This is a genomic window from Pacificimonas sp. ICDLI1SI03 (assembly GCF_054740865.1).
Genome location: NZ_JBSQAU010000002.1, coordinates 866,396 through 883,931, shown reverse-complemented (window position 1 = coordinate 883,931; position 17,536 = coordinate 866,396). Strand labels below are relative to the sequence as shown.

Below are 17,536 nucleotides of genomic sequence, written 5' to 3'. Positions count from 1 at the left end.
CGGCACAAAAGAACTCTTGACCCATAAATGGGCACGCCACATCATAACAAAAATCACGCGCTTTTCGTTTTAATTTGGTCGAGCCAGTTCAGATGGGCGACAAGGTTCGGGAGGGAGGGTCTGATGTGTAAGACTTCTGTTTTAGCTATGGCTGCCTTGATGGCAGGTTGCGTAAGCATCCTTCCAGTTGCTGCCGCCACAGCATCTGCACAAACGACGGCTGATGCCCCTGCTCCCCCCGACGGAGAGCGCGGCTATGAAGAATTGGTAAGCCTTTTTTCCGAATTTAGGGAATGGCAGACCCTGACGCCCGTGAATGGCGTTGTCGATTATAGTCCGGCCGTTGTCGACAAACGACGCGCAGACCTTCGCGTCTTCCAGGCGCAACTGCCAGAATTTGCGGTTTCCGGATGGGATCGCCACCGACAGGTCGACTATCTGGCGGTACGCGCCCAGATGGATCTGCAGGATTTCACGTTGAACGTCACAAAGCCATGGGCGCGTGATCCCGGTATGTACGTCGATGAGCTTCAGCGGCTTGCGTATAATGACCTGCCTCTGAGCGGAGCGGATCTCGACGTATTTCGGACGAGACTGCAAGGTGTCCCTTCCTATTTGGCGCAGGCACGAACCAATTTGGACTCCGTGGCCGCAGATTATGCCGATCTTGCAATTCACAGCCTATCGAACGGAGACGGCGTCGGCCATGGCATGCCGTATCGATCGGTAGAGCCTGAGGGCTTGATAGGCTGGTTCGAAGACCTCCACCGGCGCGCGGCGGAGGAACAACCGGAACTGCTGCCTGATATAGAAGCAGCACAACAAGCAATCTCCGAGTTTCGCCAATGGCTGATTACGAGCAGGCCATCGATGACTGCATCTGCGGGTGTGGGAAAACCTGCTTACGATTGGTTTCTCACCAATGTTCGCCTGATGCCTTACGATTCCGATCAGATCGTCACGCTTGCGGAGCGCGAGTTGGAGCGCCACTGGGCCAACTACGTGACCGAGCGGCATCGCAACCGCAATTTGCCGGAACTAGAGCTACCAGAATCTGCGGAGCAGTATGAAGCACAGCTGGCCGGGACCGATGCAAAGATAAGGGAGTGGCTGCAGAAAGAAGAGATCATCACCATTCCAGACTACATTCCGGATACCTATCAAGAGGTTGGTTTCAACGCCCCATGGATCGTGCGTCCGAACGGCCCGATGTTTTGGGAACAGGTCCAGTTTCGCGACGCGTCGCCTGACCACCTACATGCCACCTTCCCGGGTCACCGATTCGATGGAATGGTCGGCAAGAGGGTCACTCATCCGATACGCGCATATATCAGCGACAGCGGGCGGACCGAGGGGTGGGGCTTTTATCTCGAAGAGAGCGCAATTCAGCTCGGCTTGTTCGATGAGCGCCCCCGTACACGCGAACTGATTTATATTTTCGGTCTGTTCCGCGCAGCGCGGACAATCGGGGACGTTAAGATGCAGCGGAACGAGATGACCGTAGATCAAACGATGCAATTTTGGAAGGAATGGACGCCTTATCTCGACGACGATGTGGCGCGCGTCGATGCAGGAATTTATATTCGGCGTCCCCCCGGATATGGGATGACATACACGATTGGCGCGATGCAGTTGCAGAAACTGTTAGTCGACCGGAAACGACAGCTGGGCGAGGACTTTTCCATCAAAGGATATCATGATTATCTAATGAACACGGGCCGCCTTCCCGTATCGTTGTTACGCTACGACCTTACTGGTTATGATGATGAAATAAGGGAGATGTGGGATCACCAGCCGCTGGCGGAAATCCTGCAGGTGCAAAAGACTGGCTGATAAAAAGCAGAGATTTCTGAAGCGTTCGCTGACCAAATGTCCGGCGAACGCAACAGTCGCACCCGTTCGCCGGGGGGATACGTGGCCGAGGTTTGCGTAGGAGCACTATTAGGGAGTCCCAGAGCCGCATTTTTAACGGCGGTCCGGACCCACTTACAGGGCACCGATCGGCCCGCCGGCTAAATACCCGCATCTCCGCAAAGCCTGCTGCCGCACCCGGCCACTATTATGGCTGGCTCATTACCGCGCGGGCGGAATGAAATGGAAATTCAGGTCGCGCGGGCCGGTGGAATCAGCCCTCGCCGGGTTCTGCCGAGAAATATTTGTCGAACTTGCCTTCTTCGCCCTTATGTTCGTCGGCGTCGGCCGGTTCGGGCTTCTTCACCGTGATGTTCGGCCATTCGGCGGAATAGGTGTTGTTGATTTCCAGCCATTTTTCCAGGCCGTCTTCGGTGTCAGGCAGAATCGCTTCGGCGGGACATTCCGGCTCGCATACGCCGCAGTCAATGCACTCCGACGGATTGATCACCAACATGTTCTCACCCTCGTAGAAGCAGTCCACGGGACAGACTTCGACGCAGTCGGTATATTTGCATTTGATGCATGCGTCGGTGACGACATAGGTCATGGGTCGAAAGGCTCCGAAATAACGATCGGCGCCGTTCGTAGGCGCTTCGCCCCCTCAGGGTCAATCCTCGCTGACGCCGGTTCAGTCAGCAATCGCCTGACATGGCGTCATCATTCCTCCGTCAGGTCGGAATACAGGCTCCTTGCCATGGCGAACGGTCCTCGTCGCTCGGCCAGTGCCTCTACCCGAACGATTCGCACCGCTCCCGCCCTCGTAAAGGCCAGCACGCTGCCAATGCGGACGGTCGCCGATGCGCGTGTCACGACGCGGCCATCAATGCGCAGCCTGCGGCTTTCCGCCAGCTTCTGTGCCTCCGATCGTGTTTTCGTCAGACGCGAAAACCACAGGAATTTGTCGACCCGCTGGCCACTTGCATCAGCCGCAGCCGCAGCCGAGGCCTCCGCCGTCAAACTTTCAGGTCCTTCAGGACGGCAAAGGGTGAATGGCGTGGCGCGGTAGGGCGCTTGTGGGGCGACCCTGATTTTCCGCGCCTTGAATGCGCCGGAGCGGCACGCGGTGCCGGCCCCATGCCATGCCACCGAAAGCCGTCGGCTTCCGCTACCTTGGCCCGCCTATAACCGAGCGCGCGCATGACCTTTGCAAACACCTCATTATCCAAACCCAGTGTCGGCACCCATTTTTCCTCTGGCACGAAGGGGGCGCTCCCTTTCCGCGCCTTGTGCATCGCCCGCGCCAGCCGTTCGATCATGTCCAGCCGGATCGCCTTACCGCCCACCACCGCAAAGCCCGCAACGGCATAGAAGTCCCCCGGCGCATCCGGGTCAGCCGCCAGCGATACCAGACCCGGCCCCGGCGGCTCCGGCATGTCCTTCAGCCCGCCCGCGATTGCCCACAGCGCCAGCCGCCACCGTGTGGCTGCCGGTCGCAGCAGCGCCGGAACGAACAAATGCGTGACACCGATGGTAACGCCGACGCGGCGCAGCAATTTTCGGTCCGCATCGTTCATCGCCGCGAGGAGCGGCGCCACGCCCGCCTTTTCGATAACGCCCAGCGCCTCGATCATCTGCACCGCCAGACCGCGTGCGCTGGGGCTGACATCGGCTGCGACCGCCGTCGTCGCCAATTGGGTCAGCGGCGCCATTTGCCGCTGTATTTCACTCGACAGCCAGATCTCCAGCCGCGCCGCGATCCGTGCGACCGTCGCACTTTCCATCGTGTCGAACGCACGCGCCAGGCGCAGCTGCGGCCGCAGGACGGTCGGCCCCGCATAGACCCGCGCCACCCGCGATCCGCGCCACAATATGCGCGGCGGCAGCTTCCCGGTCAGGGCAAGTTCGAATTCCGCATCGGGCGCGGCAACCAATTGGCCTGCACGTTTGGCGCGCTCGCCAGACAGGCGCCGGTCCGCCGCCGCGACCAGCTTTTTTTGCTCGCCCGCCTTTGCGCCGGGCTCAGCCTCGAAGCGAAAGCCGGTCAACGTGCCGATCTCTTCGCCGCCAATGGCGACCGTCCCATCGGCATCGACTTCGACCGGCAGCATGTCCGCGCCGCCCGCCAATTCGCGCATCAGCACCGATGTCCGCCGGTCGACGAAGCGCTGCGTCAGTCGCTCGTGCAGTGCATCGGACAGTCGGTCTTCCACCTCCCGCGTGCGCGCCGCCCATTTCTGTACGTCGTGCAGCCAGTCCTCGCGGTGGGAAATATAGGTCCAGGTCCGCGCCGCCGACATGCGATGCGACAGCGCGTCTATGTCGCCCTGCACGTCGTTCAGGCGTGCAACCTCGCTGGCGATCCATTCCGTTGGCAGTTTGCCATCACCCTCCGTCAAATGGCGATAAATGCGTCCCGCCAAGCGCGCGTGACCCTTCGGCCCCGTCTTGCGGTAATCCGGCAGGCTACACACCGACCATAGCAGGCGCAGCCGGTCGGGCGTCGTCGCGCGCGCCGCCACGTCCGGGTCGTCGGCCAGCAGTTTCAGGACCGCCTCGTCCATGGCCCGCCGCGTCCGCACCAGGTCGTCCCGATCGGGCCGCATTTCCAGCGACTGGATCAGGCTGGTCAGCGAACGCCAATCCAGCCGCGCATTGCGCCAGACCAGCTTCTTTACCGGCGCGAAATCATGGGTGGTGATCGCCGCGACCTCGCCCTCCTGCAGTTCCGGCCCGCCATTGTCGCCGAATACCAGCGTCCCAAAAGTGCCATCCGTCTGATAGCGTCCCGCGCGACCGGCGATCTGCGCCATTTCCGCCGGCGACAGCCGCCGCAGCCGTTCGCCATCGAACTTGGTCAGCCCGGCAAAGGCGACATGTTCTATGTCCATGTTCAGGCCCATGCCGATGGCGTCGGTGGCAACGATATAATCGACCTCGCCCGACTGATACATGGCGACCTGTGCGTTGCGCGTGCGCGGGCTCAGCGCGCCCATCACCACGGCGGCACCGCCCTTTTGCCGTCGCAGCATCTCGCCCAGGCCATAGACCTCCTCCGCGCTGAACGCGATCAGGGCGGACCGGCGCGGCAGGCGCGACAGCTTCTTTGGCCCGGCATAGCTCAGCTCGGAAAAGCGCGGACGACTGTCGATCACCGCATCGGGCAGCAGGCGCCGCACCATCGGCACCATGGTAGAGGCGCCCAGCAGCATGGTTTCCGCCGTACCGCGCCGATGCAGCAGCCGGTCGGTGAACACATGGCCGCGTTCCGGATCGGCGGCCAGCTGCACCTCGTCTATCGCGATGAATTCGGGGTGCACGTCGGTGGGCATGGCCTCTGCCGTGCACAGCCAATAGCGCGCCTGCGGCGGCACGATCTTTTCCTCGCCCGTCACCAGCGCGACCTGCCGCTCGCCCTTTATGGCGACGACGCGGTCATAGACTTCGCGCGCAAGCAGGCGCAGCGGAAAGCCCATCATGCCGCTGGCATATCCGCACATGCGCGTGACGGCCAGGTGCGTCTTGCCCGTATTTGTGGGGCCCAGGACGGCCGTCAGCTTCGCGCCGGTCATGCCCCTGAATGTGGCAGCGCGCCGGGCGCTTTACAACGCCCGAAAATCCTTTGGCCGCCGCACATATTGCAGCAGTTTCGGCACATAGCGCGCAGCCACCCTCGGCCTAAGCCGCGCCCTTTCGGTTGTTCACATAAAAGGCGTAGCTGACATGCCAGAAGCTCCACATGGCGATGCCCAGCCATTTCGGCCCGTCCTCCATCAGATAGGCCCAGTTGCCAAAGCGCCAGACCATCTGTTCCTCCAGCATGTCGACGCCCACGGCTGTAGCGAACAGCGCCAGCGCTGCGGCGAACACTGCCGGCGCATGCGACAGATATTCCCGCCGGAAAGTGACGATATGCCAAAGGGTCAGCGCGCCCAGCACCGCAAAGGTATAGCGTTCCCGGATCTGCAGCGCCGACAGCTGCAATTGTTCGTGCATCATAAAGAAATCGTCCACCCACAGCAGGGCGGACAGGGCCGCCGCGGCGCACATGAACCGAATTTTCCCGCGCGGCAGGTCATGCCGCCCCGACACTGCGGTAAACAGCAAGACCGCGCCCGTCCCATACCACAGAAAGGAGCCCAGATTGGACACCAGGCCGTAAAAGGCGCTGATTTCCATGGTGGCGGCCACGTCGCGGGTCAGCACGGGCACATTTTCCGTGCCAATGAGCAGGCCCGCCGCAATAACGACCATTATGGTCAGAAATGCCGCGAACAGCGCCAAAATCAGGGAGGATCGAAAGGTCAGCGGCGGGCACCTGTACGGGGAAAGCGGATGCCGGACTCGGCCGCCGACTGCGTCATAAAACAGTCATTATGGACGAATTAACGTTTCTTCAACTGGTGAATGGCGTGCCCGGCCACATCCTTTCAGTACGTTCCGGCACCTTCGTTGCCCCGCCCCGCCAACCAGCCAGCCTACCCCCAGCTATTGCCCATCTTCTTCTTCGCCTCCGCCGCCTTTCGCTCGGCGGCCAGGCGCACCATGGCCTCTTCCGTCATCTTGCCAAGCAGGGCGCCGTCCGTGTCCAATATGTCGCCATGCGGCGTGAACTCGGCCGATTGCCAATAGGGGCTGCGCGCCCGCACCAGCTCCTCTTCCGTCATGACGGCGTTCTGCAACAGGCGGCACGATTCCCGCGCCTCCGCCTCATAGGCGCGCAGATCGTGCAGGCCGCGCCGCTGCTTGTTGCGGACCGCCCCCGTTTCCGGGTCGAACAGAGGCGATCCGTTCTGGTCGGACAGGATCAAGTCCTTTTCCTCGTCCAGCAGGCGCGCCACCGCCGTGCGCCAGTCCCCCGCCCCCGGCGCCCGCGCCGACTTGCCGCTGCCATAGGTTTCGGGCCGCCGCCGCTGTAACAGGGTCTTCAGCAGGGCGTCGGAATATCGCCGCCGCGTGCCCACCGCCTTGCCGTGGGACCAGACGGTCTCCTCCGTGCCGTTGATCACCCGTTCAAAGGCGATCGCCTCCAGCTCGACCGTCGCGCGGTCCAGCGCCTGGTCCCAGCTGCGGGCAAAGTTCGCATTGCGCGCCCGCAACCGATAGGCAGAGGTGGTGGACAGGCCCACCGCCTTGCACGCCTCCGACACCACCCCGCTTTCCGCCAGGAAGTTCAGGAAGCGCGCCTGCCGCACCGCCGTCCACCCATCATGCCTGTCGCGCGCCGCGACGGGCCTCTGTTCGTCTTGCAGGATAGCCGAGTCTTCATCGGCGGCCCAGCGCCGTGCAGTGCCATCCGTGTCGTGCGTGTCCCGATTGTGCATGTCCGGGAGTATCGCTGATTCGGGTGGGTGTAGGAAAATGGTTTTCGATGTTGATGGGTTCTAAACCCACAAAGACCCCCGTGGCTTTGCGGCGAGCAGCACCTGCTCCGCTATTTGGCGGAATTTAAGTTCCGCTGTAACAACCGCATTGCGCTTGGTTGCAACGACGCAGATCGCGCGGACGCATTCTTGTCCACCATTATCAAAAAAACGCCTCACCTAACATACAGCCAGTGCGACGGCGTCGTGCCCAGAAAGCAAAACGCCGAGAGCCAGAAGGAGTTGAACGAGCGTTTCAAGCATGAGACGCAAAGAGTAATCAACGCCCGTGAATAAAACGCTACAGCGGCTAAAAGGACCGTTGATAAACAGGGGAAGCAAAGCCGTCCGACGGAGTTTGGCTGAGAGATTTACCAAAAGTGGGCTAAAAACGCGTATGCCTGATGATTCGAAGCCTACCGCCTATACTCGCACACGAGACGAAATAGTTAAAGAAACAAGCGAACAGCTGGTTGCCATGAGAGAATTAATGATAGCTTTCGAAGGCGGCGGTCATTGGGCCGGAAAGCTTCTCGCAACTATCATTCACATGATCTGTCATGATGGATGGGGAAAATCGAAGTCAATCATAACACAGTTAGGTTATCGGAGCTGGTTCACGGTCATAACCACGGCCGATAAATTAGACCCGAACGCTTTCGTTCAGTCGCCGCCGACACTTGCGTTTGGAGGGAATGGGTGGGTTCCTAAGCTCGTTCAAGGTCGCGAGCATTTTCATAAAATACCATTCGAAGAATGGTGGGCGGAACCGGTATTTGTCCACAACCAAAAACCACTAACAAGAAAGGATTTAATCCTTGAAATTAGATTTCGGGACGGCGGCGGTCATGTCGATGCATCTATCGATTCTCCAGAATACATGACATTAAAGAAAGACGGCGGATGGGAGGCCCGAGACGAGAATTGGGAAAAGCTTCCGGCACAACCTCTGCATCTGCTTATAACATACACCATTGCTTGGGAGTTATATAACTCCTTTGTCGAGGTTAGCGGGCAGCCTCAACCACGGCGCGTAGAAGGCGCTTAATTTCAGCTTCGTTCTCACGAGCGATTTCATACGGGCTCGAAAAGTTTGCACGGATTACGTCAACCACTTCCGGTGAACCTCCGGCAATCTTCTTCACCGATTTTTTAGCGCGCTACATTAGCCGTTTCTCAGTACGTTAAATATGGTTGTGCCAAAGCTTTGGTCGCCAACCCTTTGTTAATAACATAAATCGATTCATCGATGAGCCGAAACTAAAAACCGCTGCTCTGCATGGGCTTCGGTATCACAAGTGGGACGGACGCGCTGCCACCCCACACCCTTCCCCCTTCCCGCCCCCTCTGCTAACACCCGGCGCAAGCCCGCCGGACCCCGCGATCCCCCCGCGATTCCCTCCCGGCGAAAAGTATCACTTTTCGACGAAAGATATCTGATGACACAGACCGGAACCGACAGCCTGTCCACCCGCAAGACCCTGGACGTGAACGGCCAGTCCTTTGCCTATTATTCGCTGCGCGCCGCCGCCGAAAAATACGGCAATCTGGACCGCCTGCCCTTCTCCATGAAGGTCCTTCTGGAAAACATGCTGCGGTTCGAGGATGGCGGCGACACGGTGGGCAAGGAGGATGTTGAGGCATTCGCCACCTTCCTGGCCGATGGCCGCGTCAATCGCGAAATTCAGTATCGGCCCGCCCGCGTCCTGATGCAGGATTTCACCGGCGTTCCCGCCGTCGTCGATCTGGCCGCCATGCGCGCCGCCATCGAAAAACTGGGGGGCGAGCCAGAGGCGATCAATCCGCTGGTCCCCGTCGACCTCGTCATCGACCATTCCGTCATGGTCGACGAATTCGGCACGCCGCAAGCCTTTGAGGCGAACGTGGCGCTGGAATATGAACGCAACAAGGAACGCTATGAATTCCTGAAATGGGGATCGCAGGCATTCCGCAATTTCCGCGTCGTGCCGCCGGGCACCGGCATCTGCCACCAGGTCAATCTGGAATATCTGGGTCAGGCCGTGTGGACGTCTGAGGATGCGGATGGCCAGATGGTCGCCTATCCCGACACCCTCGTCGGCACGGACAGCCACACCACCATGATCAACGGCCTGGGCGTCTTGGGCTGGGGCGTCGGCGGGATCGAGGCAGAGGCGGCCATGCTGGGCCAGCCCGTCTCCATGCTGATCCCCGAAGTCGTCGGCTTCAAGCTGACCGGACAGGTTTCGGAGGGGATTACCGCGACCGACCTCGTCCTGACCTGCGTTCAGATGCTGCGTGAAAAAAGCGTCGTCGGCAAATTCGTCGAATTTTACGGCCCGGGCCTGTCGAAACTGACGCTGGCCGACCGTGCGACCATCGCCAACATGGCGCCGGAATATGGCGCCACCTGCGGCTTCTTCCCCATCGACGCCGAAACCATCCGTTACATGCGCTTTACCGGGCGCGAGGATTGGCGCTGCGACCTCGTAGAGGCCTATGCCCGCGAACAGGGCCTGTGGCATGATGAAAACAGCGCCGACCCCGTCTTTACCGACACGCTGGAGCTGGACCTGTCCACGGTCGAGGCGTCGCTGGCCGGGCCGAAGCGGCCGCAGGACCGCGTCGCGCTGACCGCCATGAAGACCGCGTTCGAGCGGGAGCTGGACGGCCAGTTCAAGAAGTCCGATGAGAAGGACAGGCGCGTCGCCGTCGAAAATGAAAATTACGACCTTGGCCATGGCGATGCGGTGATCGCCGCCATCACCAGCTGCACCAACACGTCGAACCCCGACGTGCTGATCGCCGCCGGCCTTGTCGCCCGCAATGCGCGCGCCAAGGGCCTGGACGTAAAGCCCTGGGTGAAAACCTCGCTGGCGCCCGGATCGCAGGTCGTGACCGATTACCTTGAAAAGACCGGCCTGCAGTCGGACCTCGACGCGCTCGGCTTTGACCTTGTCGGTTATGGCTGCACCACCTGCATCGGCAATTCCGGGCCGCTGCCTGCGCAGATTTCGCGTGCGATCAACGATAATGATCTGGTCGCCGCGTCCGTCCTTTCCGGCAACCGCAATTTCGAAGGGCGCGTGTCGCCCGACGTGCGCGCCAACTATCTCGCCTCGCCGCCGCTGGTCGTGGCCTTTGCGCTGGCCGGCACGGTCCGGAAGGACCTCTCCGTCGATCCCATCGGCGAGGGGTCGGATGGCCAGCCCGTCTATCTGCGCGACATCTGGCCATCCAATCATGACGTGAAGGCGATGGTGGAATCCGCCCTCTCCCCCGCCATGTTCAAGGAACGCTATGGCCAGGTCTTCACCGGCGACGATCGCTGGCAGGGGATCGATGTCGCGGGCGGCCGTGTCTATCAGTTCAATGCATCGTCAACTTATGTGCAGAACCCGCCCTACTTTGAGGGGATGGACCTTAAACCAGCGGATCCAAAGGATATTATCGGCGCGCGCGCGCTGGCCGTGTTCGGCGATTCCATCACCACCGACCACATCAGCCCCGCTGGCGCCATCAAGGCGTCCAGCCCCGCCGGCGAATATTTGCAGGCGCATCAGGTGGCTAGCGCCGATTTCAACTCCTACGGCTCGCGCCGCGGCAACCACGAGGTCATGATGCGCGGCACCTTCGCCAACATCCGCATCAAGAACCAGATGGTCCCCGGCACGGAGGGTGGCCTGACCAAGTACATCCCCACCGGCGAAACCATGCCCATCTACGACGCCGCCATGCTCTACCAGGAGGAGGGCACCCCCCTCGTCGTTCTGGGCGGCAAAGAATACGGCACCGGCTCCAGCCGCGACTGGGCGGCAAAAGGCACGATTTTGCTTGGGGTTAGGGCGGTCATCGTGGAAAGCTACGAACGCATCCACCGCTCCAATCTGGTCGGTATGGGCGTCCTCCCGCTGCAGTTCGCGGAGGGCGAAAGCCGCGAATCCCTCGGCCTGACGGGGGACGAAATCTTCACCATCCAGGGCCTCGCCAGCCTGGAACCCCGCCAGGACGTGACCGTCGATTTCGAACGCGCCGATGGCTCCACCGGCAGCTTCACCGCCCTGTGTCGGATCGATACGCGTAACGAGCTGGAATATTACCGGAATGGCGGCATCCTGCACTACGTTCTGCGTAACCTCGCAGCCTGATCGGGACGCTGAAAAAGGGGCGCGGCCATGCGTGGCCGCGCCCTTTTTTGCGCCCGCTTCCCGCTCCCCATCCTGACGCTATGGATGGTCCTGCGCGCCGTGATAAGGCGTTAGGAGAACGGAGCCTTGAGGAGAGAGCCCTATGACCAGCACCCCGAAAAACACGTCCCGCACCGGCTTCGGCCTCAATCCGCGCGACGATCTCAATGACCTGCGCATGTCTGAAAAGGCGGTGCCGCTCCTTGAGAAGGTCCGCACGTTCATCGCCGATGTCGTACAACCGATGAGCGTTGAATTTCATGCGCTTGGCGAGGGTCGCGCCGACCGCTGGTCCTATGTCCCCGGCCAGTTGGAGCTTCTGGAAGGCGCCAAGAACAAGGCCAAGGAACAGGGTCTGTGGAACTTCTTCCTGCCCGACGCGGAAACCGGCGAAGGCCTCTCCAACCTCGATTACGCCTATATCGCCGTCGAGTTGGGAAAGAATTCCCTCGCCTCCGAAACCATGAACTGCTCCGCGCCCGACACCGGCAATATGGAGGTGCTGGAACGCGTCGGCACCCCGGCACAAAAGGAAAAATGGCTGAAACCCCTGCTGGCGGGCGAAATCCGCTCCGCCTTCGCCATGACCGAACCCGGCCTGCCCTCCTCCGATGCCAAGAACATCTCCATGTCCGCCGTCCTCGAAAATGGCGAATGGGTCATCAACGGAGAGAAATACTATACATCCGGCGCCGGAGACCCGCGCTGCAAGATCATGATTGCGATGGTGAAAACGTCACCCGACGCACCGTCGCATCTGCAACAGTCGCAGATTCTCGTGCCCATCGACACGCCTGGCGTTGAAATTCTGGGGGGCATGAACGTCTTCGGAAAGGACGACGCCCCCCACGGCCATATGCACGTCAAATTCACGAATGTGCGCGTCCCGGAGGAGAATATTCTGCTGGGCGAAGGTCGCGGATTCGAAATTTCGCAACTGCGTCTGGGGCCGGGGCGTATCCACCACTGCATGCGCGCCATCGGCCAGGCCGAAATCGCGCTGGATCTGATGATGCAAAGAGGCATGAGCCGGGAAGCCTTTGGCAAGCCACTCATTCAACTTGGCAAGAATATGGAAGTGGTTAGCCGCGCCCGCATTGACATAGAGGCGATGCGCCTGATCGTTCTGAAGGCGGCCCGTGCGATGGACGTGCTTGGTAATAAGGAAGCGCGCGTGTGGATTTCCATCGCCAAGGCAATGGTCCCCGAACGCGTCTGCGAGATCATCGACCAGGCCATCCAGATGCATGGCGCCACGGGCCTGTCTCAGTGGACACCGCTAGCCGACATGTACACGAAGCAGCGCACCCTCCGCATCGTCGACGGACCGGACGAGGTGCATCACTTCGTGGTCGGCCGCGCAGAGATGCGCAGTTACGGCAGCAACAGCTAAGGACGGCGGATGCCGCCGACGGAGGGGATCGCGACCCCGTTCCGTCGGCGGCGGCAAATCTGTGGCTGCCGGTGTCCGCTACCGGGCCTTGCGTTCTCGCGCCGGCGCGGGACCGCCAAGAGCCCGCGTTACGCTAATGATTGAACAGGACCGGAAATTTGCGCTGGGTAAGCAGGTGCTGCGTAAGACCGCCCAGAACCATCTCGGCCATTCGGGACCGTCCATAGGCACCCATCACGATCAGGTCGGCATCCACGCCTTTCGCAGCGTCAAGGATCGTGGTCGAATCCGATCCCTTTATCACCAATTCGTCGATTTCGACCTCAAGGCCGTGATGACCGAGATAGGCGGCGGCTGACCGAAGATCCTCGCGCCCGCTGTCTTGCTCTCCCGCCGTGACAAGGAGCACATTCTCCGCATGCTTCAACAAGGGAACGCTCGCCCTCAGCGCGCGCGCCGACTCTTCCGTCCCGTCCCACGCGACCAGGACCTGACCATTCGGCTCAAAGCGATCATGCCCGGCCGGGATGCCAAGGCACCGGGCCGGTGATTCCGGCGACAGCCTCGCCAAGAAACCGCTTGCTGCTAAGCGGACCGCAATCCTCGTCAGTAAGGCTAACGACCGTCAGATCCGCGAGAAGCGCCTTTCGTCTCAACCCTTGCGGCGCGCCAACGTGCAGACGGCACCATGTCCATGGTACATCCTCCTTGGCCAGCTTCGCTTCCCACCTGTCGCGGAATGCCTGCCATGACGCCTCCGACTGCTTGCGCAGCTCGTCCGTGGTATAACCGGTCCAAACACCGATCGGATAAGCGTCCACGACCAGCGCCGACAATGAAATGGAGTGGCAGCACGTAAGATGAGCGCCCAAAGTCCGGCTGATCGCCAGTGCCGCCTCCATCCGGGAGGATTGCGCGCCGTCTTCGTTCATTTGCAGCAATATGCTTTTCATCGACATTTCCTTCCGATCCGCTCCGCATAGGTGCGGAGCCCGAAAAGCAGTGTGCAATGGCGAAGGAGGCTATTGTTTGACACAAATCAAATTGGCAGAACAAGCGCGCCGTCGGCATTCCGTAGGCACGCTCAGGATGCGGCTTCCTGCAGGCGCCTCGTGTCGATAACCTTCAGCCCTGATCTTCCGCGCCGCTGGATTATGCCATCGGATTCCAATGCGCTTATTTCGCGGCTGACAGTTTCGATGCGCAGGTCGAGCATGGCTGCCATCTCACCTCGCGTCAGCGGCAGGTTCAACCAGCCATCTGGGTCTATCGCGCAACCTGGGCGGGCGCGTCCCGCCAAGTCGGCCAACAAGGCCGCCACGCGGGCACGCGCTCCCAGACTGGCCATTCGACTGTCGTCCAGCCGTGTGCGCTCCAGATCAGCCATGGTTCGGCGTAGTAATTCCCGCTCCAAAGGTCGGTTCTGCTGGAGCGCCTCGGCGAAGGCGGCGCGTGAGAAGATACAGAGCTCGCTGTCCGTCAGCGCAGTTACCTGCACTGTTGAGGCAGACTGGAACGGCGATCCTACGAAGTCGGCGGGATAGACGGTGCCGACAATACGTTCGTCCCCTTCCTCATTAACGACGACCATCTTGAGCGCCCCGCGCGTCAGGGTGGCACAGGCGCCGTCCTGGTCCCCTTGCCACATCACCGTTTCGCCCTTGCGAACGCTTCGACGACGGCCGCTGTCTGCAAAACGCGCAAGCGCGTCCCCGCCCAGAACATGGCAAATCGCCTGGGTTCGAACATCGCAGCCTGTGCATGCCGAAGCTTTTTCCATCACACCCATCATTCTCGCGCAAATTTGATGTCAGTCAAACTCGCTCTCCCTCCGCCATCTATCACAGGCGAACGAGACGGCACATCGCCGCTTAGCCACAGGAGACGAACATGATCATCGACACCAAGCCTGAACGGCAAGCCAGCCCGGCAGTCGCAAGGAGCAGGAGGCGGATCGAACCCGCGATCATCGGTGTGGGTCACAACCGCCCGCCGTCCGGCGTACCGGCGCCGATCCTGTGGGTTTTCGCTGGTTCCTTTGCCGTCCTCCTCCTGATGCTCAGTATTCCTGCAATGACAGCCGCCCCCATGCCGCTTGTTTTTGCCATCTGCCTGATCTGCCTGGTGGGCTATTTCGGCGGTGGCCTGATGTCGCCGATAGGTCGTGAATCGCTCGACCGGGTGGCGAAAGCTCCTGTCGAAACGGGAAGTGGCCTGCTGTCGGTTCGGGAAGCTGCATGGCAAATTCTGCCGCTCCCCATCGCCCTGACGGGATTTGGCATGTTTGCCGCCATCCTGAAGATGGTGATGCTATAGATAACACTGCGGAACAGCCAGGATGGATGCCGTCTTTCGGGCCAGCCTGGCATCCGCCACACAGCTTCCACCCTCATTGGATATTCCTATATATATTTAATTGCATATGTTAAGCGTCCTCGAAATTGCAGAGATGAGGACAAGTCATGCAGGATGGAAAGGGGCTGGTAGCTGCCGATCAGCCATTTTATTGCGAGCTCCGCGCGGGCCAACGCTCTCTATGGTGTGCCTGCGGGAAGTCGGCGACGCAGCCCTATTGCGATGGCAAATCACATATAGGCACTGGCTTTTTGCCCGTTCTCTATCGGGCGAAGGCGGATGAAGAAGTTCTTTTCTGCGGATGCAAGCAGACATCGACACCGCCTTTCTGCGACGGCACCCACAGCAATCTTGCCGGGGGTTATACGGATGAGGGTGATCGAGGGGAGGATCAGGCTGTTGCCCTGGTCAGTCCAGACCGCGAAGGCTTCGCGCGTCTGGACGGCGATTGCTATGTGGTCAGTCCGGGCAAGTCCCTTACTGACCTATCGGCAGACTCTCGGATCAGCGCGCTGGTGACACCCGATCTGGGGTCACGCCACCAGTCGCAATTCTATCTGGAGCTGGACCGGGGTCAGTCGCCCATGTTCGGCGCGGACGGAGAGGTTGTCATTTGGGTCGCCAAAGGTGAAGGCCGGATCATTATCGGCGGCGAACGCCTTGCGCTGTCGCAGATGAGCGGCGCCTTCGTCCTTGCTGACGAGACGTTTGTTTTGGAAGGTGAAAACCTTGCCTGCTATATTTCCGTGTGCCCGGCAGCGGATTCTCTTCGTATCGTGCAGGAACAAGCCGCCTTTCATGACGTACAGCCGGAACGGATGGGTCTGATCGATGAGGGCGCCCGTACCGAAATGGGGCCACGCTATTTTCAGGTGCTGCTGGACGATACGGACGGCCTGACGAATTCCGCGCAGTTCATCGGCCATATCCCGAAATCCCGCGCCAAGATGCATCGTCATCTTTACGAGGAGGCACTGATCATCGTTTCAGGCCACGGCATGATCTGGAACCAGACGCGCCGTGCAGAGGTGCGCGCGGGCGATGTCATCTTCTTTCCCCGCAAGCACGTCCATTCGCTTCAAAGCCTGTCGGAGGACGGAATGGACGTCGTGGGGTTCATCCACCCCGGCACGAACCCCGGGATAAATTACTATTGACCGTTCCGAGGGGGGATCGGCGCCTCCCCCCCTTTTAGAAGCGCCCCGGTCCCGCCTGGCGGGACAAGTCCAGAAGCGAGCGGTTTACCTGAAGGGCGGCAACGAACCTGTCCGCGTCCGCCTCGTCATTATAGGCATGAAAACCTGCGCGCAGCCTGCCATCGCGGCAGGAGGTGATGACGTTCTCCTTTGCCAGTGCCGTGACCAGCGCTTCGTCATCGACAGAGGGAATGGAAATCAGCGGACCGCGCCGCTCGTCCGCATCGGGATTGGAAAATGGCAGGCCGGCGTCCCTTAAACGCTCAAGCGTGTAGCGCGTTACGTTCCTGACCTGCTCGCCGATTACCTCCAAACCTATGTTCTCGATCAACGAGAGACCGGCCACGGATGCCACGCAGGAGGGGACGGGCGGAGTGCCGCCCTCAAAGCGGCGCGCGGTCGGGCTCGGCCGGTGAGCGAAAATGTCCATCGCCTCTATGTCCGCCTGCGTGAACCAGCCGCTTGCGCGCGGGACAAGGTCGCCGATCAGATCGGATCTGACATACATGAAACCTATGCCGGCCGTCCCCAGCAGATATTTGAGCATGCCGCCCACACATAAATCGACGTTCAGGTCTCTCGGCCTGATCGGGGTGGTTCCGACGATCTGATAGGAATCGAGCACGAGCAACGCACCATTGCGGTGGGCCATGTCGGCGATTGCACGAATATCGTCGTCCGGAATCCGCCCGCCATGCCGGTAGCACACCTGCGAAATGGCGACGATCGCGGTATCGCCGTCGATTGCCGCTTCGAACCGTTCCAGCGGAATGACCGCCTCTTCGCTTTCATTTACGTGGACGATCCGCGCGCCGGCACGCTCTTGGGCGTGCCAGATCTGGGCGCTGGTCGGGAATTCGAAGTTCGATACCACGACCTTGTTGCGCTTGCCGCTAAAATCGAGAGCGCCGGCAAAGGAATTGAGGCCGGACGATGCCGAGCCGGTTATGGCGACTTCATCGGCGTCGACGGCCAAAAGCCCAGCGAGCTTGGCACGCACGGATTCCAGATCACCGACCCAGCCACCCCAATCTGCTCCGACCTCTACACGCGTCGCCATATATTGGTTGAAGGCGTCGCGCACCGATCCCGCGAGCAAGCCATAGGAGCCGCTATTGAGATAGGCCAGGCGCGGCAGAGACGCGAAATTGCTGCGAAAGGCGGCAATGTCGAAACTGTCTGACATATATGCATAACTCCGAAAATGGGATG

Annotated in this window: 15 protein-coding genes; 6 read left to right on the top strand and 9 right to left on the bottom strand. The window is 60.6% G+C overall.

From position 1 onward, the window contains the following. The first annotated feature begins 123 nt into the window (after positions 1 to 123). Positions 124 to 1,833: a DUF885 family protein gene (locus ACSMXM_RS16150; RefSeq protein ID WP_460317469.1), complete on the top strand. Its 1,710-nt coding sequence runs from the start codon at positions 124 to 126 to the stop codon at positions 1,831 to 1,833. A 292-nt stretch (positions 1,834 to 2,125) separates the two neighbouring features. Here ACSMXM_RS16150 and fdxA read toward each other — a convergent pair whose 3' ends face one another. From fdxA to ACSMXM_RS16125, 5 genes are all read right to left on the bottom strand, one after another. Then, the gene (gene fdxA, locus ACSMXM_RS16145; RefSeq protein WP_460317467.1) at positions 2,126 to 2,461 is read right to left on the bottom strand and encodes a ferredoxin FdxA; all 336 of its coding nucleotides are present in this window, start codon (positions 2,459 to 2,461) and stop codon (positions 2,126 to 2,128) included. A gap of 110 nt (positions 2,462 to 2,571) precedes the next feature. Next, positions 2,572 to 2,871, bottom strand: coding sequence for an RNA-binding S4 domain-containing protein (locus tag ACSMXM_RS16140; protein WP_460317465.1), 300 nt, complete (start codon positions 2,869 to 2,871; stop codon positions 2,572 to 2,574). Beyond that, positions 2,868 to 5,423, bottom strand: coding sequence for a helicase-related protein (locus ACSMXM_RS16135; protein ID WP_460317463.1), 2,556 nt, complete (start codon positions 5,421 to 5,423; stop codon positions 2,868 to 2,870). Before ACSMXM_RS16135 ends, ACSMXM_RS16140 begins: the two co-directional genes overlap by 4 nt. 106 nt (positions 5,424 to 5,529) lie before the next feature. Next, on the bottom strand, positions 5,530 to 6,135 hold the full coding sequence (locus tag ACSMXM_RS16130; protein WP_460317462.1) for a hypothetical protein: 606 nt from the start codon (positions 6,133 to 6,135) through the stop codon (positions 5,530 to 5,532). A gap of 194 nt (positions 6,136 to 6,329) precedes the next feature. Then, positions 6,330 to 7,175, bottom strand: a complete 846-nt coding sequence (locus ACSMXM_RS16125) for a hypothetical protein (protein WP_460317461.1) — start codon at positions 7,173 to 7,175, stop codon at positions 6,330 to 6,332. Positions 7,176 to 7,611: 436 nt separating this feature from the next. On the opposite strand from ACSMXM_RS16125, the gene ACSMXM_RS16120 reads away from it, so the two are divergent. The 3 genes from ACSMXM_RS16120 to ACSMXM_RS16110 all read left to right on the top strand — a co-directional run bounded on the left by ACSMXM_RS16120 (position 7,612) and on the right by ACSMXM_RS16110 (position 12,773). Further along, positions 7,612 to 8,262 carry a hypothetical protein gene (locus ACSMXM_RS16120; RefSeq protein ID WP_460317460.1) on the top strand — a complete coding sequence of 217 codons (651 nt, stop codon included), beginning with the start codon at positions 7,612 to 7,614 and terminating at the stop codon, positions 8,260 to 8,262. 391 nt (positions 8,263 to 8,653) lie between these two features. Beyond that, entirely contained in the window at positions 8,654 to 11,341 is a 2,688-nt protein-coding gene (gene acnA, locus ACSMXM_RS16115) for an aconitate hydratase AcnA (RefSeq protein ID WP_460317459.1), read from the top strand. Positions 11,342 to 11,483: 142 nt separating this feature from the next. After that, positions 11,484 to 12,773, top strand: coding sequence for an acyl-CoA dehydrogenase family protein (locus tag ACSMXM_RS16110; RefSeq protein ID WP_460317458.1), 1,290 nt, complete (start codon positions 11,484 to 11,486; stop codon positions 12,771 to 12,773). A gap of 133 nt (positions 12,774 to 12,906) precedes the next feature. Here ACSMXM_RS16110 and ACSMXM_RS16105 read toward each other — a convergent pair whose 3' ends face one another. From ACSMXM_RS16105 to ACSMXM_RS16095, 3 genes are all read right to left on the bottom strand, one after another. Next, complete coding sequence (locus ACSMXM_RS16105; RefSeq protein ID WP_460317457.1) at positions 12,907 to 13,344, bottom strand: universal stress protein; 438 nt, start codon at positions 13,342 to 13,344, stop codon at positions 12,907 to 12,909. Next, entirely contained in the window at positions 13,286 to 13,726 is a 441-nt protein-coding gene (locus ACSMXM_RS16100) for a hypothetical protein (RefSeq protein WP_460317456.1), read from the bottom strand. Before ACSMXM_RS16100 ends, ACSMXM_RS16105 begins: the two co-directional genes overlap by 59 nt. A 131-nt stretch (positions 13,727 to 13,857) precedes the next feature. Then, on the bottom strand, positions 13,858 to 14,553 hold the full coding sequence (locus ACSMXM_RS16095) for a Crp/Fnr family transcriptional regulator (RefSeq protein ID WP_460317455.1): 696 nt from the start codon (positions 14,551 to 14,553) through the stop codon (positions 13,858 to 13,860). Between the two features lie 110 nt (positions 14,554 to 14,663). On the opposite strand from ACSMXM_RS16095, the gene ACSMXM_RS16090 reads away from it, so the two are divergent. Together ACSMXM_RS16090 and ACSMXM_RS16085 are read left to right on the top strand one after the other, a co-directional pair. Next, entirely contained in the window at positions 14,664 to 15,089 is a 426-nt protein-coding gene (locus ACSMXM_RS16090; RefSeq protein ID WP_460317454.1) for a hypothetical protein, read from the top strand. 290 nt (positions 15,090 to 15,379) lie between these two features. Next, positions 15,380 to 16,285, top strand: coding sequence for a cupin domain-containing protein (locus tag ACSMXM_RS16085; protein ID WP_460317453.1), 906 nt, complete (start codon positions 15,380 to 15,382; stop codon positions 16,283 to 16,285). Between the two features lie 34 nt (positions 16,286 to 16,319). Here the strand turns inward: ACSMXM_RS16085 and ACSMXM_RS16080 are convergent, their stop codons facing one another. Next, entirely contained in the window at positions 16,320 to 17,510 is a 1,191-nt protein-coding gene (locus ACSMXM_RS16080; protein WP_460317452.1) for an aminotransferase class V-fold PLP-dependent enzyme, read from the bottom strand. Positions 17,511 to 17,536: the final 26 nt, after the last annotated feature.